We start from the raw sequence: 24,533 nt of genomic DNA, 5'->3' as shown, positions 1-24,533 counted from the left end.
CGTGTCGTCATGCATCTACCGTACCGAGTGCCGCCGACATCGCGGGTGGGCGTGCCTGGCCCCGAGAGAACTGCCGCGCGATTCAGCAGGTGGGCGCGACGAGGGCCTTGACGAACGCCGCGGACTGGTAGGCGTACATCCACGCCCAGTTGGAGTCTTCGATGCCTGCCCCGTCATCGACCGCGAGAACTCCCCCGCCGAGGCAGTCGGTGAAGATCATGCGGGCGCGTGAGATGTGGGTGACGTTGGTCACGATCATGACGCTCTCCCACCCCTCGGCCGCTGCGAGCCGCTCCACCATGATGGCTTCTCCGGCGGTGGTGAAGGGTTCAGGGATGAGGCAGCGGGTGACGAGTCCAGCTTCGTCAGGTGCCGCATCCGGTGGGCAGGCGTCGATGTTGATGGCTGCGTCGATGCCGTAGTCGTCGACGGCGATGACGATGGTGTCGCTGTACCCCTCGGCGGCGAGCTGCTGTGCGGCGTGAATGCGGGCGTCGCGCGGCGGGCCGAGCACGACGATGGCGTCGACCTCGCGCGGTTCGTCGATGGAGGGGAAGACGAAGAGGGGAAGACCCGCGAGGGCCACGGCGACGGCGAGCGCGACCGCCAGGCCGATGGCTGCGAGCGCACGCTTGTTCCGCGCTCGTCGTCTGGGTTTCACGCGGTTGAGCGTACGCGAGTCGTGCGGCGCGCAGAAACGGCACTGTGGGGCGTGGACCACCGCATCCCCCGCCGCAGTCACGAACTAGGACGGGGGATGCACCACGCGGCGGTTCCTGCTACTCGGGCGCGGTGACGTGCGTTCCCGTGAACGTGTAGCTGTCGTCGACCGTCGTGCCGTTCGGGAAGGCCACGGTGAAGTCGAACGTATGCGTGTATGGCACGGTGATGGTGGTGCCGCTGGCCGGCGGACTGACCGCGACCCCGAGCATGCTTGGCCCGATGAGTGAGTTCTCGGGCGTAATGACGTTCGGTGTCGCGTCTCCGAGCGGCTCGCGCATCTCGATGGGCGCCGGTGGGAGTGACTTGGGCGTGAACGTGTAGGTGAAGGGTCCGCCCGCCGGCTCGCTCTCGGTGAGCGACCAATCTGAGCTCATCTCCTGCACATCCACCGCGAACGGGAAGTCGTAGGTCGCGACGAAGCTCGTGACCGTTGCGGTGAGCCCGGGGATGTTTGCGCTGAAGGTCGCCCACGGGATGACGTAGGTGTTGACGACCTGCACGAGGAGTCCGAACTCCTGGCTGTTGTCGGAGCCCTGGTAGGAGCCGTAGGCGATGGTGGCCCCGGATCCGGAGTGCGCTTGGTACTGGATCTGCGAGGTCGCGCCCGCCGGTGTGGCAACCGCGAGCGCGATCACCGGCGCGGCCCAGGCCGCTGCCCCGATGACCTTGCGGCGGTCGATCGTGTTCTGCGTGTTCCGGACGTCGTCAAGTGACATTGTGTTTCCCCCTTTGATGCCGACCAGGTTCGGTCGGCGCCGTCGGGGCGTTGAGCTGCGCGCGAGGAGGACACGTGTCTTCCTCGCGTTGCGGTTGCTCTCACCGGGTCGAGTTTCCCCCTACGACACGGTGGGCTTCCGGCACGTCAGCTCGCTACCCCGGGGCAACTGTAACCGAAGTGGTGCGGTCCAGCGCAGGGCAGAACTCCCCCTTGTGCGATTTCGTGCAAGGGGCGGATCTGAATCATCATTCTGAGTTGGACACCGGCGTCGACGATGGGCGTGGACCAGACGGCTGTACCGAGCAGGCCGCGTCGGTCGGGGCCCGTTGAGCGCGCGGTCCAGAAGCCTGGACGGGCTCGTGCCCTGGACTCGTCGCTAGTCGATTTCACGGCATCCGTTTGGCGTGCTCGGATCCCGTCAAGGCACTCGAGAATGCACGGCGTTGCGCCTGTCCTGGAACACGAATTGGTGGCTCAGCTACGACGTGGCGGCAATACGATTGGCGCATGAACTCCGCGCGGGTGCCGTCCGCTCACCGCCTGCTCGACGCCGCGGACCGACGGCTTCCGGCGGCCCTGGTGTCGCATCCGCTGCTTTGGAGCTGGGCCTGGTTCGTGGTCTTCGGCGGTCTGACCGTGATCGGCTGGTTTGCTGACTGGCCGACGGTGGCGTGGGTGGCGATCCTGATGGTGGGGTCGGTGCCGGCGCTCTCGGCGACGGTCGCACTCCTCCTGCACACGCCCCGCAGCCACCTTGACGCACACGACTCCGTGTTCGGCCACTTCTTCGTGCGGTTCGTGACCCTCATCGTCGGATTCGTGGCCTGGACCGTCTCTGTGGTCATGAGCGCCAGCCTGTCGACGCTGTTGCAGCTCATCGCCGAGAACCGCGAGGACGAGATCACGTACTCGGGCATCGAGCTGTTCGCGGGCCTCATGTTCCCGGTGGTCTTGGCCATCTGGCTCGTTTTCCTGCTGCGGTGCGCGTGGTTCCTCTCGAAGCTGCGCGGCTGGCGCGAGCATCCGTCACAGCTGCGTTCGAGGGTGCCGGATGCGTTCCTCGCGCAGCAGCCTAGGTTGCGTGCCGTCGTGGTCGGGCTGGCGCATCCCGGGGCGTTGATAGCGACGGCTGGACTGTCGACGGCCGCGCTGCTCACCGAGGAGGCACTGCGGTTGTCGCTGGAGATGTTCTTCTGACGCGAAAGCCGACGGCTCGCGACCCCGTGAAGGGCACGAGCGGCCGACTTCAGCGCGCCAGGGTCGTCGCTGAGCGTCGCTCAGCCCCAGCGGAGCGGCGCTGAGGCGACCGCGGTGGGCGCGACCGTCGGGCTGCGCTTGAAGTCGAGGTTGGCGTCGCAGTGGGTTCTAGAGCGAACGGCGATCTCAATCGGCACCGTCGTCTGCACGAAGTCGACGCTGTCCGTGGTTGAGCCCGCGAGCTCAATACCACCGCTGACTCCGATTTCACCGCCCGAGATCCAAAACGAGAAGCTCGTGCTTGTTGTGCCGACGGCTGCCGCGACGATGTTCTTCCCACGCATGAGCTCCCCCGGTGGTGCACCTGCGTGCTTGATCGGAAGCAGCGGTTGCGGCCAGCATTCCGACACCGGACTCCTGTCGCGCGGGCCCGGTTTCAGGAGCGAGGATCGTCCGCAGAAGAAGGCGATTGCGGAGCCGAGGCCGAGCTGGGACTTGGGTCCTTTGACATGTCCCGGACGGGCACGAGGTGCCGCAGCCGCATCGCCGGCTCCTCAACACCCTTCCAGGACAGCCAGGCAAGCGGCAGCGTGCAGACGAGTGCGAGCAAGGCACTGACCCACGGTCCGAGAGCTTGAGCGCCGGCCAAGACAATTCGCTGCTTAACAAGCCAAGCCCAGATGTAAGGACGGCATGAAAAGTCGTTCTCTCGCCCGAGCGAGACTCGAATCCGACTCCAAGCTGGAGGACCGCCAAGCCAGACGGCAATTGTCCGCAGGACTCGGCAAGGCCAGCGGGAGCCAGGGCGTCCAGCGGCACCAGAGTCCTTGCGAGGGCCCACCACGTGAGACGGATTACGGCGGACAGGAAGAAGAGCAACGCTCTTGCAAAGAAGAAGACGATATAGGACAGCACGTTGACAGTCAGGGGCTGCGTAACGACCAGCGGCCCAGGCGCGGCGGGCTGAATCATGACCGTAACGACAGCTAAGTTGCCAGGAGCCAGACGCTCCGCTTCTCGCCTCCGGAACGTGCGGCGCGAGTGCACCAATGACGTAGGCGGTGAACTCACCGTCTAGCTTTCAGCGGAACCCGTTCCGGAGGTCAGGCAACGGCACGTCACGCAGAACGGTATCGATATTGGTCTGCGGAATCGCGGGCTAGGAAGTTAGAGATGTCGTAGCTGAGGAAGCCTATCGCCAGCTACTGCCCCGTTGAGGCCTTCGCGAGGAGCCCCACCACGAATGCCGTCACGATGAGCAGGCTCAGAATACGGGGAGGATGCGCAGCGCTGTCCGCCAGAAGGGACCGGGCAGAGCGGCGCGCATCTTGCATCCTGCAATCAGGTATCCCCCGATCGCGAGGAGTCGTTGACTGCCCAGGTGCCTAGGTCGGCAACGGACCACTCTCGAGTCCACTGCCCGTCAATGAGCGGCACAGGATCACAGCAGCCGCGAACCACCTTCGGGGGCAGTTACGCGAATTGTCGCGGGTGGAGAGCAGCTCGCGGAGGGCAGGTGGGGCAGCACGGAAGTGAGCTTCTTGAAGAGTGGCCGCACGACTATTGGATCCCAGCGGGTCTAAGAACCTGCCTAGTGATGGTGCCCGAGTGCAGTTGCAAGGAGCTCGCGCCGAATCTAGACCGTTGGAGGTTTAGGACCGCCTGCTCTCAGCTTCTGAGGTCTACGCCACCGAAGGGCCATAGAGGGTTTCTCAACATACCTCCAGGAGAGGAAGGCAACTGGAACAGTGACGACGATGGCCAAGACACTGAACCCGAGTGCACCGAAATTGAGGCCACTCAATTGAACAATACTTTGCTGGACAGGGAACCCCCAAATATAGAGGCCGTACGAGATGTCATTCGATCTACCCAAACGAATGGGCAAGCGAGACCCGAGCCAGAAGATCACGTAGGCGAAAGGCAATTGACCTAGCACATGAGCGAGACCACCGAGCGCAAGTACGCCGAACACCATCACCGCAATAGCGAAGATGTACCAATCTAGACGAATCTAATCGGAAATTATAAACATTAGGGCACCAAGGAGGAAGTACGAACCCAGTTGTAATGCATTCAAAAGAACCGCGCTCTCCACCCACACCATATCTCGCATTAAAAACTGCGCAACAATGGCGAGCATTGAGAGAGCACCAAGCACCAGAGTAGGACGCTTTCGCACGACTGCGACAGAGAGAAGCACACCTATGACCACATACGCAGCGAACTCATAGGGGAGCGTCCACAGAGGTACATTCCACATGCGCACACCCATGAGCGTGCCCTCGATACCCGGTTGGAGGGTCAGTAAAGCCGCGTTCTTCACGACGTATGCTCCGCCGAAGTACGTAGCCCTGCCCGCTTAGCGCGGAGGAGAGCGGAGCGAGCACGAACGCCGTACCTAGAAGAACGGCCCAGAACGCCAGAAAGATACGTAGAACTCGGTGCGCAATGTAGGCACCGAAGCCATGGCGCATGCGCGAACCTGCGATGAGGTATCCCGAGAGCGCGAAAAAAGCATAAACAGCCCATCCGCCAATCTCGAAGGAATTAGCCCAGCCGACCTCGCCAGCTATCGCGTAACCGTGATGAATGATCACTGCCATCGCGAGGAGGAGGCGAACGAAATTCAGCGCATTGTCGCGCGTAGAGAGCGCATCGCGCAGCGTTATGGCACCGGCTGAATCTAGCAGGCAAGAGGATCTGCCCGAGGCGCCAGCCAGGCAGCGCTCAGACCGGGGCTCATGACACCGCTGCCAACACCGCAGCACGGAGTTCAAGAGCACATGTGAGGCTAACAAACAGCTGTACCCGGCGCCGATCTACACGGGCCCACTGGAAGTGGATCCTGAGCATGGAAAGCACTCCCGTGCGCACGTCACACATTTTGGGGTGTCCGTTTCCCACCAAGACTGCCTCGCGATTTTTTGTGGCACACGGCTTGCGGTCGACGCAGAGGAGCTCTCCGGTGCCACTTGCATCCGGTGCGGAGTTGAAAGTTCCTCGCCTGCGGCCCCCCAGGCACGCTCGCACCGACCTGAACTGATACCCTCAGCGCGTGACCAGAACTTTGGCAGACAGCCTGTCGAGCCGTGATAACGCGCTTAACTTCATCCGATTACTACTCGCGACCACGGTGCTTTTCCATCACGGGTGGGCGATCGGAGGCTTCGAATCTGGTGACCTGTTTGATGCGTCAGGCTGGGCAGTGAACGGATTCTTTGCCATATCTGGATATTTGATCGCTGGATCACGCTTGAGACTCAGCACGAGAGAGTACTTGCTGCACCGCGTCCTCCGAATATTTCCAGCATACTGGGTCATACTGCTAGCAACAGCTTTCGTCCTCTCGCCCCTCGCCGCATTCATTGCTGGGGAAACCTGGGTACCGGGAAGTGCCGTTTCATACGTAGTTGGCAATCTCGCTCTCTGGAACTTCCAGTGGGGTATCGACGAGACGCTTAGCCAGGTGCCACTAGCCACACTTTGGAACGGATCACTTTGGACTTTATTCTTCGAGTTTTCCGCCTACATTGGCGCGGCTGTCTTGCTATCTGCAAGCAAGCTACGTAAGCACGCATTATTGCTCGTAAGCATCACACTCGCAGCTCTCCTCGTCGGACAAATCCTAGCCCACGGACCTCTCGAAGTAACGACAAACCTTTATCTCAACTCGCTTCGCCTGGGTGGCTTCTTCCTAGCTGGCATGTGGCTATTTCTGATGGCCGACCGAATCAGGGTCGACTATTTGAGCCTGGCCGTGGCGCTTGCTCTCTTCGCGACGATGGTGGTCACGGGGACCGCGGATTGGCTCGGACAATTACCGTTCGCCTTCATTCTGCTTTGGCTTGCCAGCCGACTCAAAGTCAGATTAGGCGCAAGAAATGATATTTCCTACGGTATCTACATATGGGCGTTCCCGATCCAGCAGCTCATCATGGTTTGTGGCCTCTCCTGGATGGGGCCTTACGGGACAATCGTCCTGGCGCTTTGCCTGACTAGCGGGGTCGCCTGGCTCTCATGGAAATACGTGGAGCAGCCAGCCATGCGACTTCGCCACAGAGTACCTCGACGACTCCTCGGCCACCCGCTCAGCCAACGGTCAGTCCTACGCACGTCAGAGAAGGGTTAACGAGGGTCCCGAAGATGCACGGCCACCTGGGCCCAAGTTCGGTCGAAGTTGAACCGCTCCTCGATCGCGACCCGAGCTCGTGCGCCAACCTTCCGCAGCTCTTCGGGGTGCGAAAGCGCGACCGCCAGGCTTTCAGCAACACCCTCGGGGTTGTGAGGCGGCATCGCAAAATTGAACTCACCGTCCCCGATGTACTCCTCCATGGCATCCGTTCGAGTAACCATGGTTGCTTTCCCGCATGCCATCGCCTCGAGCAGCACGCTCTGCCCCGTCGGATAGGCCAAGTCATGCGTAGGGAGTACTACCAGCTCAGCGCTTAACAAGGCGCTCCTGTACGCGTCGCCTGATAACGGTGGCAACAGCTCCACGTTCGACGGTACGGATTCGCCACGGAGCCGCCCGGCTTGCGTGATGATCGTAAACTTCACGTCCGGAAGCATCTCGGCGGCTCGTACGAGCGTGACAAAGTCACGACCGCGGTCCACGCCGGCACTGAGTACAGTCCTGCGCACGAAGTCTCCCGAGCCCGGGCGGAAGCTGTGATGGTCGACGCCGAACGTGATAGGCACAACCTTATGGCCTGCGCCGACTAGGTCGAAAATCTTGACCTGATTGCGTGAGAATACAAAAATATCGTCAACACTTCGCAGCACTTTTTCGATTCGTTTCCTGGTAGACGCAGGCCCGTTCACGATCTCCTCGGCCCACCAGCAGGAGACGACCGCTAGACGAGCTGACGCATAGGGAGAAAATCGCGCCCGACGGCTGAACGCAGGGAATTCGACCTTGTCCTCCAGGACAGCCAGCACGGCGTCGGAGCGTCGCGCCAAACCTGCGCCTCGCAGGGCAAGGTCCACTCGAACACCGGACCGATGCTCGATTACATCTCGGATCTTCCTGTGCAGGCGCGACCGAGGCATGGGTACCGTCCGTAGCTCAACCCCTTGGTCCTGCAATAGATCAATCCGGTACGGGCCAGGAACTCTACGCTCCCGCGACTCGTTCCGCTGACTACCAAGGACACCCGCATGATCGAATAACCCCAGGATTTTATATGCGTCAACCATGCCACTAGGTTAGATCATGCGACACCAGCCGTCGGCCAGTCGAAAAGGGCCAACGAGTCCGCGCTTCCTTAGGCGCCACGAGATGGCTACCCCGCTCTGCGGAGAATATATCTCCTGATCCACGCGCTAAGACGATGCATCCGAATTCTAGCGTGGGTCACCCTAACGAGTGGACTATGCCACCAACGCGTGCCGAAAATTGGGGACAGTATACGATCGGCTGTTGCTTGTTCCTCGGCTCGTAGCGCTCGAAACTCGGGCGAGCCACTCGAAGTGCTCATATCGGTCTCGAAGCGGGTCCGGATCAACACTGCCGGAGGTCGATTCTGCGACTGGATGATCCAGTCGTCCCCTCCCCAGATGCGCATTTCCTCCGGAATGGCGACGTAGTCGACCGTCCGGAGACACATGAATGTCCCGAAGTACCACGTTGTCGCGTCATGCCGAGCAAGTCGATGCGCGATCGTGCGCGAGGACGCGGTCGCGAAGGTCGAGCGATCCGGCCCCACGACGGAAAACCATCCACGGTCAAGCACTCGCGCGGCGTGCTCCAGAGCTTCCTCATCGAAGGAAACGTCATCATTGACGATCGCCAGCAGATCTCCGCGGGCCTGTCTAGCACCAAGGTTCCATGCGGGATTCACGTAGATGTTCTCGTCCTGCTGGATTATGCGAAGTTTGCTCGAATAATTAGTTAACGGCTCCTGGACATTATTGATTACGAGAATCTCCAAGACGAGGGGGCTTCGCGTACAAGTGTCGATCAACGCGCCAAGGCGCTCCGAGCGCTGTAACGTCGGAATTATCACTGTGAAACGTGGCTCGCGCATGCGATCAGGCTAGCAACTGGGCAGGTGAACCGCGCATCCCCAGCCGCGGTACGCTCCGCGGGCCAATGCGCGTTAGCCTTGGGGCAACTGTGGCCCTGACGATGACTGGATCCTTGATGCTGAAGAATTTGCTCCGAGTGCGCGTCCTAGCCCCCAGCAGCCGAGGCCCGTGGATCGTCCTCGCGATCCTCGGGTCGATAGCGCTCGCCGGCCTCGACACCCTGGGCGTTGCATCCATGCTGCCCCTGATGCAGGTCCTGACTTCTCAGGACACGACTAGCGGGATCCCCGGTGAGGTCTCGCGATGGCTGGGAACGGACGACCTGCAGGCCCTCGTTGTCTCTCTGGCCGGCGTTGTTGCCATCGCGTTTCTCATTAAAAGTGTTGTTTTCGTCGCGTTTCGCTGGTGGCTTCTTGGTCGAACGACGCGGTTGACCGCTGAGGCCTCAGCCGAGCTAATGCGTCGGTACGTGCTCTCCCCTTACACACTTCACAAGGAGCGCAGCCTCCCGGAGATCTACCGCAACATCGGCATTGCGGTCCCACAGGCCTTCAATCAGGTTGGACTAGGCATACTCACGCTGGTCGCCGATCTCCTCACACTCGCTGCCCTCGCACTGGTCCTGCTCGTGGTTTCCCCCCTGGCCACGCTCGTGGCTGTCCTAGTTCTGGCAACCGCCTCACTGCTCGTGCAACGGTCCATGAAGCCCGCCCTCATGAAAGCTAGCGAGGATATCGCTTCTGCCGACATCTCTGGCTGGGCAGCGCTCATGCCTGGACTCGATGGCTTCCGTGAGGCTCGGTTGACTTCTAGCGCGACTTCGCTCGTAGACGCCTTCTTGGACGCGAAGATGAAAGTCGCTCACGGACAACGGCGTACGGCAATTCTCTCCGAGGTGCCGAAGTACGTCTTGGAGATTACTTTCATCATCGCTATTGTTGCCATGACCGTGGTTCTCTTCTCTACTGGAACCCCTGAAGAGGCCTTAGTCACTCTCGGCGTTTTCGCCGCAGCATCATTGCGAATGCTCCCCACGCTCAACCGAGTGACAGCTACGGCCAGTTCCATTCGTGCCGGAACGGTGGGCCTCGACATTCTCGCGCGCGTTACAGATGAGTTCCAGGCAATCGCCCCTCACAACGAGAGCAGGGTCTCGCACCACGAGTACGAGGGCGATATCGATCTTGATGGAGTCGTATACACATATCCGAGCGCAACGAATCCAGTCCTCGACGGCCTGACGCTGCGCATCTCGCACGGGGAAACGACAGCTCTAGTTGGAGCGAGCGGAGCGGGCAAGAGCACGGTCTTAGACCTGGTGCTTGGCCTCATAACGCCGCAAGCCGGAGCTGTGCGCGTTGGCGGTCATCTGATTGCCGACGATCTCGCAGCGTGGTACGAAAGCGTGGGGGTCGTCCCGCAAGAGGTTTACCTGACCAACACCAGCCTTCGCGAGAATATTGCATATGGAGTCCCTCGAGCAGAGATCGATGACAGGATAATTGCTGATGTTTTGTCGGAGGCCCAACTTGAGGCCTTCGTCCGAGAACTGCCCGAGGGCCTTGATACCGTGCTCGGGGAGCGCGGAGTCCGCCTCTCAGGGGGCCAACGTCAGCGCGTCGGCATCGCTCGAGCACTCTACAGGCGACCGAAGTTTCTCGTTCTCGACGAGGCCACCTCGGCACTAGATAACGTAACGGAAAGTCAGATTACACGCACCATCGACGCCCTTCGTGGTCGTATGACCGTCCTGATCGTCGCCCACCGTCTATCCACGGTCAGAAGCGCGTCGCAAATCATCTACTTGGCCAACGGCAAAGTCGAGAGTGTGGGGACGTTTGCCCAGCTGCGCGCAAGCAGTCCCCAGTTCGAAGAACTAGTTCAGCTCGGCCAGTTAACGTAGACGAGCGATCTAGTTCGATGTCCTCACGATCACGTGGGACTCCGTGGAAAGAGACGTTGAGCTACCTTAGATGCACAGCTTGTTTCGTCGACTTATCATCTACCTCGGCCAAAAAGTCCTTCCAACTTTCGAGCCGAGTGATCCATGGCCAGCTGTGATAAACCTGCTTCCGGTGGACTGCGCGTCGATCATACATACAGGTTTCTGTTCACGATTACGATGTGCAGATCCGAAAAGTAGACTGTTCAATCTGCGGAGATAGTCGGAAGAGCATGATTCTACCGCGTGTACCCTCAACGCATCCCGCACAAGTCACCACAACTACCCTAGAGGTAGTCAACGAAATCCGGCTTGACTCGATCATCAATCACAAGCTTCTCATGGTATTTCAACGCAAGAGGTCCGAGGATGTCGGCGAGCAGAGCATGCTTGGGCACCACTTCGCCGTAGCTCTCACCTCCCCTTACGCCCCCCGGATGCAATTGCAGCAGATCCTCGTAGTAGTTTAACCGACGAGTGATCTCGCCGAACCATTCAGAGGTCAGCGGTGAATTGGGCTTCGCGATGAAGGAACATGTACCGATAATACGGAAGAAGTTACGGCGCACATCATCTTGGATCGCCCCAGGCAGAGGGGTCGTGGACGCGTGCCCAATTTCTCGGTACCCCAGCATCCAGCGATCCTCCAAAGCATTGAGCTGACTGAAAGATGAGCTCCAACTCTGGTGGATTGTCTTCACGTCTAGGTACCCACCCCCGTGGACGTGCATGAAATAACACCGCAAATAATCAGATTTATGTGTTAGCGCGAGATTCTTGTAGGCCGAATGCAGTGGCAGATCACTCCGCAGGTATTCTCCAAGATTTGCTTCTGTCACGAGGTGAAGCGCCTGGTGAGGGTTGAGTTCTCGAGCAGCATCTATCGCCCTTGACCTATTCGCACTAATCGGGGTGTTTCCTAGCCAAAACATGTAGATATCCGGCGGGGCCTGCTCTGGAACATTGGCCGCAACCGTGTGGGAGGCCAAGAATTGGCCGTGATAATTGCGCGCATCGAAGTCGTAGGGCTGGACTCGTCCTAGACCAGTTAGAGCCAGGTCTGTGACGGTCTGCAACGGCGGCCGCAAGGAATTGACCATCTTCTTTCGCGCAAGAAATGCCCCGTGCTTGAGGCTACGCAGAGATTGCGTCACCATCATAATCTAAGCCCTCCTGCTTCCGTGAGACCTCACCACATAGGTGAGTGAACGTTGAGTAGACGCGACCGGTAGATTCGGCCGATTTGAAACGCGATGGTAGCTGGAGCAGATTTCCACCTCTGCGGGATTCCCAGATTCTTAAGGAGCCATTCACTCCACCATCTTGCTCGCCAACGCCGGCTTTGAACAGGTATAGGCCTAGATTTGTGCTTTGCGAAAAGTTGCGCGAATGCCTGGCCATACTGAAACTGCTGTTTCAATCTTTTGGATGCCCCCGAGCGTTGAACGTACTGGATAACCGCGTCTGGTGCGTGCCCAATGGTGAAACCAGCTAGGCACAACCTCCAGCCCAGGTCCACATCTTCGTGCCCACGCCAAAGCTCCTCGTCAAAGCCCCCGACGGCGTCGAATGCGGCCCGCCTGAACCCGGCGTTGCAACTTGGCATGTATTGCAAGTAGTTCATGGTTCGCGGGATGGAGTCGGCGTTCCAGATCTCGCGGCGCTCCTGCCCAACCGCGTCGACGATGTAGAGCGGACCAGTAGATGCCTGGTATCTCCCCAGCACCTCCACGTGAGCCGCAACCCAGTCCGGGCCTACCGCGTCGTCGCTGTCGCAAATCAACACGAGATCCGATGTCACAGAGCGGATTCCGGTATTGCGAGCATGAGCCGCCCCTTTGCGCCCATCGGCCAGAACCCAGATCAAAGACTTGAATTGAGGCATCCATGCCTCGACGGCCTTTCGCGTGCCGTCAGTAGAGCCGTTGTCGCTTACTACAACACGGAAATTCTGGTGCGTCTGTAGTGAGAGCGCTCGCAGCTGCTCACCGATCACAGACGCAGCGTTGAATGCAGGAATAATTACCGCTACGCTCAATTCTACGGCCATCTACTTGTGCCCCTTCCCCGACCCCGCCGCACCGCTACTTAGACCCCCGAGTTCGCCGGCTATAAAGCGTCTCGACTTTCAAGGCAAACGCTCGCATGCCATATTTTTTTTCGGCCCAGACTCTTGTTCGATTCGCCTTCCCGACTGAGTCCTTTGGATCAAGGAGAATTCTCTGCACCGCATTGGCGAACCGAATAGGATCGTCCTCGATAGCCGTAAAAATTTCAGGACCGCCGATCCCTTCCGCTCCGACTGAGGTGGCTACTACCGGCAACCCGCGTAGTAGGGGGTCGATGGACTTGAACTTAACGCCCGCCCCCGATCGAAGCGGCACGACCGCGAGCTGCGTGTCGCGATAGGCGTCATCTACGCACTCGATGAAGCCCTCTACCCGCACGCCCGGTATACCAGACAGCCTGGCAGACAAAGCGGGGCTGAGCCCGGTACCGACGATTCGCAGCTGCGCGTCTGGTACGGCTCGAAATACCTCCGGCCATACGAGATCGATGAACCACTCTAGGGCTTCAGCGTTCTCCTGGCGAAGAAAATATGCCAAAAAGAGCACACTCTTGTTAGGTGAGTAAAAAATTCCGCCTGAAGATGAAGTCTCAAGTGGAGGACTCACCACAACGATCTTTTCATTACTTCTCCCCCCTGCGAGGAGATCCCGGTCCTTATCACTGAGCACTACGACTTGATCGGCGACCTTGAGCACGAAAACTTGGAGAAGTCTCGCCAGCGATCGCGAGAGAGTCCATTTTGCACGTTGCAGCGGTCGCCGCGCCTGTTCTAGCCGCCGCCCGGCGCTCTGAGAGGTGATGTCGTGTAGCGTCACGATGAGCTTAACCCGGGGATTGACCACACGGAGTACTGACCAGTGCGCCCAGTCGGACCACTGTATATCCAGCACATCAGCATTTCGAATCGCTCGAAGTGAACGAATTGACAAAAGGCTGGGTAAAACTGTGAGAAATGGCGCTTGAGCATCCAGCCGTTTGGCCGAATTAAAGACGATCGTGAGGATGCGGCGCACCAATCCACCCTGAGTCAACAAACCTGTGTAAGTCCTGGCGTCGGTTGTCGCCATGGTCGGCTTGTTACTCTGAAGGTCCGGCACCAGATAGTGAACCGTTGCGAAACTAGTAAGGGCTTCGTGAAGGCGCCAAACGTAGACACCGCCCGCGTGTGCGCTTGCTGGTGTCGGCAAAACGGGGGTAAGTGAACAGACATGCACCCTCTCGGGGCCCTGAGGCTGACCAGCCGCCGTCTTTGTCATGTTAGAAGTCTGCCTGCAACTCGACAGCGTGCCCATATCCGGCGCCTGCAGCTGTTTCAACGAGGTGAGCAACTAACTTCTGCCCCAGCCAACCAGGTAGCCGCGGCAGTCTCTTATCGAGGTTCTCTGCCCTCCGCATTAGGGCACCTAGTTCAGCCCGGCGCGCGGCGTGCTTCACGGATTTTGACCACAGCCCTGCCTGATGTTCGACAGGCGGTAACGCATGTTTGTCCTCGAATACGCGCCGAGCTGATCCTGAATAGTACGCCCGCTTGACCCTGACCCTCGTCGTCGTCGCCGCCACCATATGATTCGTCTCGAGTTCAGGACTCAAGTGGATACGGACACCGAGCTGGTAGAGCCTGTAGCCCATGTCAACGTCTTCGTACCCATAGGCGCGAAACCGGGGATCGTACTCTCCAACCTTCTCGTAAGTAGACCGAGATATAGATGCGTTCCCTGCCCAATAATGCCACACAGCATCGGCGCTCTTTGCGTACGCTTCTCGCCTGAATCGCTCATCGTTCGGCCGCCCGTAGACGGATGCGTAAGGGGTGTCCGGAAAGATGTTTCTGTAGAGACCGATAACACCGACTGGACCGTCCGCGTGCTCCGCGATTTGCTGCGCGACGTAGTCGGGTGCGGGGACGAGGTCGTCGTCGCAGCGGACCAGAATATCTCCCGTAGCTGCGGCAAACCCGGCGTTAAGCGCTCGGGACCGTCCTTCGTTCTCGGGGAAAACTATTGTCCTGACCGGGAGGTTGCCGGCTGCAGCACGACAGATGCGCTCTGAATCGTCGATGTCCCCGTCTAGGACCACGACCGCCTCCCAGTTCCGCACCGTCTGCGCACGTAAAGCCCCGAACAACTGTGGAAGCCGGGCCGCGCCGCCTCGGCTGGGCACGATGATGGAGACGGAGACGGATTTCACGCGCATCTTTCTGTCGACAGCCGGCGCATCGATTGGCACCCACAGGAGCCCACGCCGGTCGCGGAGCGAGCTCCTGGTGCCAGTGAGCATACCTGAGGCTTGCACCCGGAAGACGTCGTCGTCCACGAAGCGTGCCGAGAGGGTCGGTAATCCAGGCCAGCAGAAAACGCTCGAGTGAGGCACACTAGGCAGGTCTGAAGAAGGAGCGACGCCCGTTGACTACGAAACTCGTCTATTTGAGCGACGGACCGCTCTTCCAGGATCCCGTTGGGCGTCTGGGCACGTTCGCGAAGTCTGCTTCTGGCTTGGTCGAGTACGCAAGACAGTGGCCCGGTGAAGTTCTTGTCACTTCGCTGGCTCAGCCGGAGCGCGCAGAGGCCCAAAAGCTGGGCGTCACTTGGGCCCACGAGGTGCATGCCGCGAATCTTTCGTTCGTGGGGACCACCAGCGTGGAGGAACTTGCTGCGCGCAAGCCAGCCGTCGTAATGCACAGCGTCCACGGCCCGCTGAGCAGCCATCTCGTGACTGCCGACTACCCAACAGTCTTAACTGACGACTGGTCGCCCGAGGTTCGTCTCGAGGTTGGTTTGGTCTCTCGCAAGAATGCCGCCGACGGCATCCGTATCCGTGCCGGTGCGATGATGCGCCGACGACGAATCGATTCCCTGGCCCGGGCAGCTGCGGGCTTCCAGTGCAACGGACACTCCGCCTTCGACCACTACAGAAACATCAACGATTCGACGCTAATGTTTTTTGACCATCGACTGCGGGCCGAAGACATTGAACGAGCTCAGCACCGCCCCGTCTGGGACGGTTCCACACCGCTACGCATCGCTTACTCTGGCCGACTGACACGCATGAAGGGCGTGCATCACATCCCACCGTTTCTCAGCGGCTTAGAGCGGGCAGGACTACCTGTCGAGTTCACTTTTATCGGGACGGGCGAGGACGCGGCACAGCTTCGAGTGTCGTCCCCTAGGTGGGTTGAGTTTACTGGCTTCGTGGACTTTGAAAGTGACTGGAAATCGATGGCCAGGGACAGCATCGACCTGATGTTCCTGCCGCACGTTCAGGGCGACTCCGCCAGCACGTACTTTGAGGCCATGGGTTCCGGCGTACCTGTCCTCGGCTTTCAGAATCGAACGCTCAGCCCCCTACTGGCGCGCGGTGGGGGAGGCTGGGCGGTACCGATGGGTTCAGTGCAGTCCGCGGTAGATGTCGTGCGGCAACTCTTTGAACACCCCCAGGAGTTTGCTGCGCAAGCTAAGCGAGGCCTAGATTTCATGGCCAAGATCCCGTTCGAAAGGGTCTTTTTCAACCGTGTTGAGCACCTGATGTCCGTCGCGAACCTCTAGTGAACTTGATGTGCACTCACACCGCACCGTTGTCGGGGACAAGAACACACCCAGTTGCCCCGGCGCTGCTGGAACTATCGGAGCATGTGCAATATGGATGAATTCAGAGACGGTGTGTCGATCGTCGTGCCTCACTATGGCGACCCACTCCCGACTCAATCGCTGGTCGTCGCGCTCGGCGAGCAGATTGGCTCTGCCGATATGCAGGTGATCGTCGTTGATGACGCCTCTCCGGAGCCATATGTACCCGTTGCGGGAGAATTCTTGATCCGCCGCGACCGAAACGGCGGCTTTGGCAGCACCGTGAACGTTGGGGCTGGGGCGGCTGAGCATGAGTATTTGCTCATTCTCAACAGCGATCTGACCATCTCACGAAACTTCATCGCGGATCTCCTACTCGCTGCCGTTCCTCTGATGCCGGCGGTGGTGTCGCCCGAGGTCGTAGGTCACAGTGGCTCGACTCAATGGACAGGGCGCCACTTCCCTGCGGTCAAGCACACCTTCGTGAATGCGTTCAGCGGACTGGCGAGATTCAGGCACACACGCTGGTGGCACGAGGCCGTGGGGCACGACACCTCGACAGTTGTGCCGGGCGTGCACAGGACCGATTGGGTTGTGGGCGCCGTACTCTTCCTTCAGACTCGAGTCTTCCGTGACGCTGGCGGCTTCGACGAGCGGTTCTACATGAATTCCGAGGAGATCGATCTCCAGCGGCGCCTCGGGCAGCGTGGCGTGCACTCGTACGTTCTTGGTGACCTGACCGTCGAGCATGAGGGTGGTGGTTCCTCGAACCCCGAACTGCGACGCACGTGGGTCGTCACGTCGGCCCTGCGCTTCGCGGAGAAGTGGAACGACCACCCCGGCCTCCATCGGGCTGCCCTCGGCGCAGCTGCGATCCTGAACTTCATCGTCAACGCTGCCCGTCAGCTCGCCGGGCGTGACGTCAGGTCGCTGGAGACCCTGCGTCGCGAGTTCCGCTACGCCCGGGTGCCCATCTCGCCTCGGTGAGGTGCAGATGACACGGCCTCGACGCAGAGCGCGGTCACGGCATCAGCCCACGCCTCCCAGTTGAGAGTTGCTTCGTGCTGCGCTCTCGCGCCCCTTGCGTATCGAGAACGGACGTCGCGGTCGAGCATCGTCTCGACGGCTGCAACAGCAGCAGTGAACGTGTCAGCGCCTGCAGGAAACAGGAGTCCGGAGGTTCCGCTCTCCACGATCGACGAGACTCCCCCGGTGTCCGTCGCGATGGCCGGCAACCCGAACGCTGCGGCGTCGGTGAGCGTGACCCCGCCTGCATTGGCGGTCGCAAGCTCAAGCAGCACGTCCGCTCGTTCGTACTGCTCGGCGAGCTCCTGACGCGGGAGACGCCCGAGGTTCTCGACCCAGTCGGGCAGACCGTCGGGCGTGTTGCCGACGACGGTGAGCGTCACGCCCGGATGCTGACGACGAACATGCTCGATGACGCGAACGGCGAGATCCCCACCCTTACGCGCCCAGTCGCTCGTGACGAGCAGCGCCCGCAGGACACCGGCTTCTCCAAGTGCGGCCGTGGGCGGCTGCGAGGGCTCGAGCGCCGGGCCGAACGGTGCGAGGACACAGCTGCCGCTCGACACCCCGTAGTCAGCGACCAACGAGTCGATCGACCACTGCGTTGCCATCGCGAAGCGATCTGTGGCCCGGGTCGCCCTCTTCGCCACCGCTTCCTGCTGCACGACTGAGAGCGGGTGCAGGTTCGTGAACATCGGGTAGTAGTCGCGGATGGCTTTGAACGTCGCGTCTCCTACCTGGACGATCGGGATTCCACGAGTGTTCAGGAATGCGACGTCCTGCGATGCCGCGACTGCCAAGATCACGTCGAGATCCGCGGCTCCGACGACGCTGCTCGCATTCCTGCCGCGAGCCCGCGAAGTCGCGATCGCCTGGTCCCACAGGTACTTCTTCGAGGAGATGCTCCCGAGCAGGCGGGCCAGCACACGGTCTGGAAGTGCCGTCTGCACGTCAGCAGTCGAAAGGGGGATCAGTGTTGCTCGCTGCGCCAGCGCCAGCATCATCGGGCCCAAGACACCCGACCAGGCGTTGGCGTTCGACGTGTCCCACGGGGTGAGGAAGCCGATTCTGAGATGGTGACTCACGGTGCTGTTCATATGGACGCTGGGCTCCGTACTTCGATTGTTGTGCTGCTCATGGGATGCATGAGTGCGATTTCGCGCCTTCCGGTCAGCGCTGGATGGTCGCCAGCAGACTGGCGACCCGCCGAGCTCCCGCCTCTGGGCTGTACGTTGACTGCCATCTGGCGAACTGGTCGTCCACGGTCCGCGAAGGGTCCTGGGCGAATCGCTCGCGGATTGCCGCGGCCAGAGCAGCTGCGTCGCCCGACTCGAAGACCAGGGCCATGTCGCCGATGACCTCCGGCAGGGCGCCAGCGTCGCTGACGATCACCGGAACGCGCGCTGACATGGCTTCGCTGACGACGAGGCCGAACGGCTCTGCCCAGACCGAGGGGACGACCAGGAGATCGATATCTGCGAGGAACTCGTCCCGAAGCACCCAACCGGTGAACTCCACGAGGGCACTGACAGGCGCGAGTGCGGTTTCGACGTCCGCTCGCGCCGAGTCGCTGACGAACCTCGGCTCGCCGGCCATTCGCAACCTGTACTGACCCGGATGCGACTGCTCGAGTTGCGCCAATGCCTCCGCAAGCACCGGGACACCCTTATCCACAGAAAAGCGTCCAAGAAAGCCGATGACGACGGGGGACCCCGGTTTCCGGGTCCGAGTCTTCGGAAGCACCACTCGCTCGGACCAGTTGGGGAGAACCGTCGATCCCGGGATGGCCTCCTGCATGGACGCGGACGGGACCAGCGTGCGGAGGCTTCGGAATCGGGCGATCGGCGCGAGGAGTCGCTGCGCCCCCGTTGGCCGCTGATGCAGGTGCACGATGCGCTGGGGGTGGAACGAGGTGGCGAAGGCGGGCACAAGGCCGTTGCACCAGAGCACGCCATCGCGGTTCTTCGCATCCCAGCTCCGCAGCTGAGCGATCCACTGCTTGCGGCCCTTCGCCGGCAGCTCGACGACCGAGTGTCCACGCTCGCGTGCAGCCGCGACGAGCGCAGCTGGCTCGGCGGGACCCACTATGGTGACGGCGACCCCGAGAGTTCGAAGCGCGTCGGCGATGCTCAGCAACATGACCTCGCCCCCGCCGATGTCCCCGTTGTTCGTCGCCAAGGTGACGTGGCCGGGCAGTGCTCGATGCTCGACCCCACCCAGGGCCTCTGCGTAGACCTCAGCCACGGCACGCGTCATATCTGCGACGGACAACCAGTTGTCGAGGTGCGTCTCTGCCGCCTCGTCGAGGAGCGCCGCTGCCACGGCATCGATGTCATCGGCGTCGACGAGGCCGCGCGGGGCGACGATCTCCGGGTTGCCCCCGACCCGCGACGCGATGACGCGCATGCCCCTGTTCGCCGCGTCCAGCAGCGAGTAGGAACAGTTCTCCCAGACTGAGAGCTGAGCAAGCACATCCGCGTCCGCCATGGCGTCCTCAGGGTCGACGAAGCCGGGGAACGTCACCGACTCGGAGATGCCGAGATCGGCGGCGAGCGCCTTCAGTTCGCTGTCCAGCTCGCCCACTCCCGCGATCGTCAGGTGCGCGTCTGGGCGCGCGTCGAGGACGATTCTGAAGGCCCTGAGCAGCTGCGGGATGCGCTTTTCTGGCGAGAGCCTCGCAAGCGCCAGAATGCGCAGCGAAGGCTGCCTCGACCTGGCAGGACGCGGCTGTTCGACCGGGTCGACCCCGTTCAAGATCACGCGGATGTCCTGCGACGGCGACCACTTGTCGATCATCGCGCGTCTTGTTGCCTCGGCGACAGCGATGACGCGGTCGAACCGACGAAGACGGATCCCGTGGACCTTCGCCATGATCTTCGATTTGGCAGCTGTCCGGTGGTACACCTGGTCGTCGCCGGCGATACCGTGCTCAGTCGTGACGCGAACGGTGCCGGGCGGCAGAGGTGTTGCTGCGACGATGACGTCGGCGTAGGCCAGATGCGAGTGGACGACAGCTGGCCTCAGACGCTGTGCTGCAGTCCGCAGCGTCCGGATCGAGGCCAGTACGCCGAAGTCCGGGCCGAACTTCCCCACCGCAACGCGAGCACCGCGATCTCTGAGCTCCGCGGCGAGCGGCCCCTCTGGTGAGAGCACGACGAGCTCGTACCCGGGGAGGCCCGCAGCGGCGACGTCGAGCACGTGGCGAGCCACTCCCCCGAGCCCGGACACGGGAACGACCCACAGCGCGATCGGCCGCTGAGCCTGAGCGCGCTGGGCGTCGGCCTCGGATTCGCCTACAGCCATTGCTCGAGTCTGTCGAGCGCCGTCCAGAAGCCCTGACCGTTGTCGATGTGGCCCTGCCAGATCTCCGGGATGAACGGAGCCCCAGGGCTGAACTCGTCGAGCTGACCTGCGAGCAGGGGCCAGTCGACCTCGCCTTCGCCGACCTGCACGCCTTCCCCGTCGACTCCGGTCGCGTCGACGAGGTGAAGGTGGATGCTGTGCGGGGCGATGAGCTCGGTGTACTCCGAGAACTGCATCCCGAGGAAGTTCGCGGCCAGCTTTGAGTGCGACACGTCGAAGCAGAGCTTCGTGCCCGTCGTCGCGGAGAACTCCGCGGTGTCGTGCGGGTCGAGGAACAGGTTGTGGAACTGCTGACCGCCCATGAGCCAGGGGAACGGCGGGAGCGTCTGCGCGGCGATGCGGACCCCGTCGGCGTCCAGGCGCTTCACCGCATCCGCGATACGCGCATACATAGCCCCGCGCGCTTCAGCCGGAACATGCTTGTCCTTCGTGAAACCACCCATGGTGACGACCATGATCGGCTCGCTCGAGCGGAGGAACCACTTCTTCAAGCTGCGCGTGGTGTCGATCGTGCGCTGCACCTCGCGGATCGACCGCTCCCAGTGGGCGTCATCTGGAGACGCCAGATCGACGAGGAAATCGCCGGAGAAGAGGTCGGGGAGGTGGGTCGTGAAGTCCATGTCGAGCGGCTCCGTGAAGAAGCTGTCGAGATCGACCTCGAGGTCCTTGTACGAGAAGTGGAACTCGAGGAAGTCCGGCGTCGAGTTCTCGATGAGCTTCTTGTAGTCGTGGTAGCGCACTGGCAGCCCCCACGGTCGGCGGAACTCGAACTCGCGGCCGACCGACGCCGTGTCGGTCAGATCGCTCTCGAAGAAGAACTCACCCTCGGCCATGTCGTGGTTCACCTTGCGCCCGACGAGCTCGTCGAGTCGGTTCGGCTGCAGTCCACGCCCCGGGCTCTTGACTGCGATGTCCTCTGCCCGCAGCACCTCGCCCTCGCGAAGTCCCCGAGCGGCGACCAGCGACTTCGCGAGTGTCGTCCGGTTCATGAGCTCGCCGGTCGACACCTCGCGGGGAGCGGCGTCACCGAGGGCGATCTCGATGTCTCGAACCTGCTCGACCATCTTCGCGAACTCCTCGGGGAGCAGCGACACCGTGTGGTCGTTGCCTTCCATGCCGCGGTCGACGGTGAAGTGCTTCTCGATGATGCGCGCGCCTCGCGCGACCGCCGCGACCGGCACGTGCCATCCACGCTCGTGGCCGGAATAGCCGACGATGCAGTCGCCGATCTCGGCAAGGCGATCGAGGTAGGCCAGGTTGAGGTCCTTGAACGGCGCCGGATACGTTGACTGCGTGTGGAGCAGCGCGAAACTCGAACCGAGCGAACGCAGGAGCCCCACGGTCTCGAGGATCTCGGACTCGCGTGACATGCCGGTCGAGAGGATGAGCGGGAGGCCGCGCGAACCGGCGTCCCGGAGCAGCTCGTGGTTCGTCAGGTCGGCCGACGCGATCTTGAGGCCTTCGATGCCGTAGTCGACGAGCGCCTGCACGCTCGGGCCGTCCCACGGCGTGCACATCAGGTCGACGCCGCGATCTCGCGCGTGGTCGAAGACGGTGAAGAGCTTCTCTGCTGGGAGGGAGACCCGCGAGAGGAGATCGAGCGTGTACTGCGCCCCGAGGTCTTCTCCGGCGGTCGAAGCGCCGCTCTGCCGGTAGAGCGCGTCCATGTCGCGAAGCTGGAACTTGACCGCGTCCGCGCCAGCGTCGGCTGCGAGGTCCACGAGACGCTTGGCAAGGTCGACATCACCGTTGTGGTTGTTGCCGATCTCAGCGATGAGGAACGCGGGATGCCCTGGCCCGATCTCGTGAGCACCGATACGCAGCACGTCATTGCGGTCGATGGCGACCGCGATGAGGTGGTTGGTGGCATCGACGAGGGGCAGATGCGTGATGCCGCCCTGTCCGAGCAGCGGAGCTAGGTCTGCTGGCGTGGACGTCGCTGGGGCTGAGGTCACGCTGGTGTTGGAGACCTCGACACACGTGACGTCGAGGGACGCCGTCGGGTTCGCGACGATCCAGCGACGGAAGTCACCATCTGACAGGGAGCCCTTGAGCCTCCCGTGCTCATCGACGCAGAAGACGATGCGCTGCTGGTTGGCGCTGATCTTCTGAAGCCCGACAACGATCGGGTCCTCCGCGAAGACGATGTAGGGAGTGAGGTTGCGCTCGAAGATCACTGAGCGGAGTCCTTGTCTGTTGGTCCTGCTGAAGCTGCCGAGGTGGCGTTTGCCGTGTCGCGGTGGAGCTGCGTGAGCTGGTGGTCTGCGATGGAAAGATCGAGCTCGGTGTCGATATCGACACCCTCCAGGTCATCCATCTCGAAGATGCCGATCTTGCCTCCGAGGCGGTTGTGCTCGTGCTCGTAGATCTCGGTGCTGGTGACGTAGAGCGAGCCGGTCTCGCGATAGAAGAGCTGCGTGCGATCGAGCTCCTGGCGGCGGGGGCGCGCGCCGATGGTGAAGTGCGCGCGCGGCTGGTCGTGCTCATCCGCGCCGTACTGCCAGAGGAATGGCGTCTGCGGGACGGCTCCGACCATGGAGTCGACACCCGAAGCGACGAACTGCTGGATGGCGCGGTCGAGTGTGCCTTCCAAACGCACAGGGGAGGTCACTTGCAGGAGCATCACCGCGTCGGGACGCTTGCCCTCGGCCGTGTACGCAGCGATCGCATGTTCGACTACGGGCTCTGTCGCCGTCGTGTCCTCGGCGAGATACGCCGGGCGCAGCCAAGGCACCTGGGCCCCTGCGGAGCGCGCGATGTCAGCCAGCTGCTCGTCATCTGTCGAGACGAGCACATCCATCTTCGGCTGCGCTGCCAACGCCTGCTCGATCGTCCAGACAAGCAGGGGCTTGCCCGCGACGAGACGCCGATTCTTGCCTGGGATGCCTTTCGACCCTCCCCGGACCGGGATCACGCAGAGCATCCTCATGCTGTTCCTTCCAGAATGCGCGCGAGGCTCGCGGCGATAGCTTTGGCTGGTTCTACCGGGGGAACAACGGGAGCTGGCGTTGGTTCGCCGCCCCATTCGCGTAAAGAATAGCGCGCCCAGAATTCGTGAATCCAGTCCGGCACGTTGGCACCGGTGACCCAGGCCGGACGCCCAGAGGCCGCCGCTTCCAGGACGCCGGTCGAGAAGATCGAGACGACGGGGCGATTCAGATCGCGAAGCGGCACCTTCGAATCGTCGACGACGATCCCGGCTCGTCGCCAGCGCTCGTGCTGGAATCGGGAGAGCTTGTCGATCTCCGCGGGGTGCGGGCGGTAGCTGGCCCCCGTCGACATGCAGAATCGCTGAGCGGTTCGCGCGGCTGTCCGACGCGCCAGCTCCGCCCCGTGCAACTGACCGAGGAAGACAGGCTGACCGCTGACCTCGGTCTGCGCGGCTCGACGCTTCGAGGCGTTCCAGAGCATCTGCGAGCCCACCACGTCGTACGTCACGTCGCTTCGCCCTGTACGCCAGAACACGGCATCTTCCTCGGTGAAGGCGAGCGCGTGGGCGTTGGGAGGAAGCGGCGGTTGGAAGGGGGTCAGCAAGCCGTGCTGTGCGACAACGAACCGCGCGGCAAGCGCTTGTGCCCACGTGTGAGCGAGCGAGCTCGCTGGAAGGAAATGACCGGAGGCGAAGACCACGCCAACGCCACGCAGGAAGGCTGGGGGCGATTCATCCGCGAGAACATGCTCAGTCCATCCCGCAGGAAGAAACGAGCTCACGTCCCCCTGGGCGAGGACGGCAACGCTCGCACCCTCGACCTTCAGCGCAGGTTCGAGGTAGGCGGCGATCTGCGAGGGGGTCGGCGCGTCAACGACGACGAGGATCGTCGGCAGCGCCCCGGACGAGAACAGCGTGAAACTCGGTGCGGGCGGGCGAACGAGCACGGATTTCAGCCGGCGCAGGGTGTGG

General features: G+C 61.7%; 21 protein-coding genes. 5 read left to right on the top strand and 16 right to left on the bottom strand.

Features of this window, described 5'->3' with window-relative positions:
* Positions 1 to 82: 82 nt before the first annotated feature.
* The gene (locus tag F8O03_RS02320; RefSeq protein ID WP_167516447.1) at positions 83 to 661 is read right to left on the bottom strand and encodes a YdcF family protein; all 579 of its coding nucleotides are present in this window, start codon (positions 659 to 661) and stop codon (positions 83 to 85) included.
* Positions 662 to 779: 118 nt separating this feature from the next.
* Positions 780 to 1,439 (bottom strand): hypothetical protein, encoded by a 660-nt coding sequence (locus tag F8O03_RS02315; RefSeq protein WP_151422212.1) that lies wholly within the window; start codon positions 1,437 to 1,439, stop codon positions 780 to 782.
* A 509-nt stretch (positions 1,440 to 1,948) separates the two neighbouring features.
* On the opposite strand from F8O03_RS02315, the gene F8O03_RS02310 reads away from it, so the two are divergent.
* On the top strand, positions 1,949 to 2,638 hold the full coding sequence (locus tag F8O03_RS02310; RefSeq protein WP_151422211.1) for a hypothetical protein: 690 nt from the start codon (positions 1,949 to 1,951) through the stop codon (positions 2,636 to 2,638).
* An 80-nt stretch (positions 2,639 to 2,718) separates the two neighbouring features.
* Here F8O03_RS02310 and F8O03_RS02305 read toward each other — a convergent pair whose 3' ends face one another.
* The 3 genes from F8O03_RS02305 to F8O03_RS18580 form a co-directional block, all read right to left on the bottom strand.
* Positions 2,719 to 2,982: a hypothetical protein gene (locus F8O03_RS02305; RefSeq protein ID WP_151422210.1), complete on the bottom strand. Its 264-nt coding sequence runs from the start codon at positions 2,980 to 2,982 to the stop codon at positions 2,719 to 2,721.
* A gap of 1,670 nt (positions 2,983 to 4,652) precedes the next feature.
* Entirely contained in the window at positions 4,653 to 4,964 is a 312-nt protein-coding gene (locus F8O03_RS17965; protein WP_167516419.1) for a hypothetical protein, read from the bottom strand.
* Positions 4,867 to 5,244 carry an acyltransferase family protein gene (locus F8O03_RS18580; RefSeq protein ID WP_151422209.1) on the bottom strand — a complete coding sequence of 126 codons (378 nt, stop codon included), beginning with the start codon at positions 5,242 to 5,244 and terminating at the stop codon, positions 4,867 to 4,869. Before F8O03_RS18580 ends, F8O03_RS17965 begins: the two co-directional genes overlap by 98 nt.
* Before the next feature lie 452 nt (positions 5,245 to 5,696).
* Between F8O03_RS18580 and F8O03_RS02295 the strand changes: the two genes are divergently transcribed.
* Positions 5,697 to 6,770, top strand: a complete 1,074-nt coding sequence (locus tag F8O03_RS02295; RefSeq protein ID WP_151422208.1) for an acyltransferase family protein — start codon at positions 5,697 to 5,699, stop codon at positions 6,768 to 6,770.
* Here the strand turns inward: F8O03_RS02295 and F8O03_RS02290 are convergent.
* A complete protein-coding gene (locus F8O03_RS02290) occupies positions 6,767 to 7,627 on the bottom strand; it encodes a glycosyltransferase family 4 protein (protein ID WP_167516446.1) in 861 nt (286 codons plus the stop codon). The two genes, F8O03_RS02295 and F8O03_RS02290, sit on opposite strands and share 4 nt — an antisense overlap.
* A gap of 296 nt (positions 7,628 to 7,923) precedes the next feature.
* Positions 7,924 to 8,667: a glycosyltransferase family 2 protein gene (locus tag F8O03_RS18575; protein WP_151422206.1), complete on the bottom strand. Its 744-nt coding sequence runs from the start codon at positions 8,665 to 8,667 to the stop codon at positions 7,924 to 7,926.
* 89 nt (positions 8,668 to 8,756) lie between these two features.
* Here F8O03_RS18575 and F8O03_RS02280 point away from each other — a divergent pair, with 89 nt between their 5' ends.
* Positions 8,757 to 10,571, top strand: a complete 1,815-nt coding sequence (locus F8O03_RS02280; RefSeq protein ID WP_167516445.1) for an ABC transporter ATP-binding protein — start codon at positions 8,757 to 8,759, stop codon at positions 10,569 to 10,571.
* Between the two features lie 326 nt (positions 10,572 to 10,897).
* Here F8O03_RS02280 and F8O03_RS02275 read toward each other — a convergent pair whose 3' ends face one another.
* The 4 genes from F8O03_RS02275 to F8O03_RS02260 form a co-directional block, all read right to left on the bottom strand.
* A complete protein-coding gene (locus F8O03_RS02275; protein WP_167516444.1) occupies positions 10,898 to 11,764 on the bottom strand; it encodes a capsular polysaccharide synthesis protein in 867 nt (288 codons plus the stop codon).
* A gap of 35 nt (positions 11,765 to 11,799) precedes the next feature.
* Complete coding sequence (locus tag F8O03_RS18570) at positions 11,800 to 12,660, bottom strand: glycosyltransferase family 2 protein (RefSeq protein WP_151422203.1); 861 nt, start codon at positions 12,658 to 12,660, stop codon at positions 11,800 to 11,802.
* A 34-nt stretch (positions 12,661 to 12,694) separates the two neighbouring features.
* Positions 12,695 to 13,747 carry a glycosyltransferase family 4 protein gene (locus tag F8O03_RS02265; RefSeq protein ID WP_341872786.1) on the bottom strand — a complete coding sequence of 351 codons (1,053 nt, stop codon included), beginning with the start codon at positions 13,745 to 13,747 and terminating at the stop codon, positions 12,695 to 12,697.
* A gap of 190 nt (positions 13,748 to 13,937) precedes the next feature.
* A complete protein-coding gene (locus tag F8O03_RS02260) occupies positions 13,938 to 14,993 on the bottom strand; it encodes a glycosyltransferase family 2 protein (RefSeq protein WP_244295841.1) in 1,056 nt (351 codons plus the stop codon).
* Positions 14,994 to 15,082: 89 nt separating this feature from the next.
* On the opposite strand from F8O03_RS02260, the gene F8O03_RS02255 reads away from it, so the two are divergent.
* Positions 15,083 to 16,222, top strand: coding sequence for a glycosyltransferase (locus F8O03_RS02255; RefSeq protein WP_151422201.1), 1,140 nt, complete (start codon positions 15,083 to 15,085; stop codon positions 16,220 to 16,222).
* Positions 16,223 to 16,315: 93 nt separating this feature from the next.
* A complete protein-coding gene (locus tag F8O03_RS02250) occupies positions 16,316 to 17,230 on the top strand; it encodes a glycosyltransferase family 2 protein (protein WP_151422200.1) in 915 nt (304 codons plus the stop codon).
* On the opposite strand, the gene F8O03_RS02245 is transcribed toward F8O03_RS02250, so the two are convergent.
* The 5 genes from F8O03_RS02245 to F8O03_RS02220 all read right to left on the bottom strand — a co-directional run bounded on the left by F8O03_RS02245 (position 17,200) and on the right by F8O03_RS02220 (position 24,508).
* Positions 17,200 to 18,354 (bottom strand): glycosyltransferase family 4 protein, encoded by a 1,155-nt coding sequence (locus F8O03_RS02245; RefSeq protein WP_167516441.1) that lies wholly within the window; start codon positions 18,352 to 18,354, stop codon positions 17,200 to 17,202. The two genes, F8O03_RS02250 and F8O03_RS02245, sit on opposite strands and share 31 nt — an antisense overlap.
* Before the next feature lie 85 nt (positions 18,355 to 18,439).
* Positions 18,440 to 20,572 carry a glycosyltransferase family 4 protein gene (locus F8O03_RS18210; RefSeq protein ID WP_208851779.1) on the bottom strand — a complete coding sequence of 711 codons (2,133 nt, stop codon included), beginning with the start codon at positions 20,570 to 20,572 and terminating at the stop codon, positions 18,440 to 18,442.
* Positions 20,563 to 22,809: an N-acetylneuraminate synthase family protein gene (locus tag F8O03_RS02230; protein ID WP_151422198.1), complete on the bottom strand. Its 2,247-nt coding sequence runs from the start codon at positions 22,807 to 22,809 to the stop codon at positions 20,563 to 20,565. Before F8O03_RS02230 ends, F8O03_RS18210 begins: the two co-directional genes overlap by 10 nt.
* Positions 22,806 to 23,561, bottom strand: a complete 756-nt coding sequence (locus F8O03_RS02225; protein ID WP_151422197.1) for an acylneuraminate cytidylyltransferase family protein — start codon at positions 23,559 to 23,561, stop codon at positions 22,806 to 22,808. The genes F8O03_RS02230 and F8O03_RS02225 overlap by 4 nt, the downstream gene beginning before the upstream one ends.
* A complete protein-coding gene (locus tag F8O03_RS02220) occupies positions 23,558 to 24,508 on the bottom strand; it encodes a hypothetical protein (RefSeq protein ID WP_151422196.1) in 951 nt (316 codons plus the stop codon). Before F8O03_RS02220 ends, F8O03_RS02225 begins: the two co-directional genes overlap by 4 nt.
* Positions 24,509 to 24,533 lie beyond the last annotated feature (25 nt).

Origin of the sequence: Pseudoclavibacter terrae (assembly GCF_008831075.1) — a bacterium.
GTDB lineage: Bacteria > Actinomycetota > Actinomycetes > Actinomycetales > Microbacteriaceae > Pseudoclavibacter > Pseudoclavibacter terrae.
Note: the sequence above shows the minus strand (reverse complement) of the source record. Positions and strands in the feature narration are given on the sequence as shown.

Bases quoted from the DNA above. Each gene is read 5' to 3' on its own strand.
- F8O03_RS02225 (WP_151422197.1), bottom strand. From the start codon at position 23,561: ATGAGGATGCTCTGCGTGATCCCGGTCCGGGGAGGGTCGAAAGGCATC.
- F8O03_RS02305 (WP_151422210.1), bottom strand. From the start codon at position 2,982: ATGCGTGGGAAGAACATCGTCGCGGCAGCCGTCGGCACAACAAGCACG.
- F8O03_RS18570 (WP_151422203.1), bottom strand. From the start codon at position 12,660: ATGGCCGTAGAATTGAGCGTAGCGGTAATTATTCCTGCATTCAACGCT.
- F8O03_RS18575 (WP_151422206.1), bottom strand. From the start codon at position 8,667: ATGCGCGAGCCACGTTTCACAGTGATAATTCCGACGTTACAGCGCTCG.
- F8O03_RS02250 (WP_151422200.1), top strand. From the start codon at position 16,316: ATGGATGAATTCAGAGACGGTGTGTCGATCGTCGTGCCTCACTATGGC.
- F8O03_RS02315 (WP_151422212.1), bottom strand. From the start codon at position 1,439: ATGTCACTTGACGACGTCCGGAACACGCAGAACACGATCGACCGCCGC.
- F8O03_RS18210 (WP_208851779.1), bottom strand. From the start codon at position 20,572: ATGGCTGTAGGCGAATCCGAGGCCGACGCCCAGCGCGCTCAGGCTCAG.
- F8O03_RS18580 (WP_151422209.1), bottom strand. From the start codon at position 5,244: ATGGCAGTGATCATTCATCACGGTTACGCGATAGCTGGCGAGGTCGGC.
- F8O03_RS02265 (WP_341872786.1), bottom strand. From the start codon at position 13,747: ATGGCGACAACCGACGCCAGGACTTACACAGGTTTGTTGACTCAGGGT.
- F8O03_RS02310 (WP_151422211.1), top strand. From the start codon at position 1,949: ATGAACTCCGCGCGGGTGCCGTCCGCTCACCGCCTGCTCGACGCCGCG.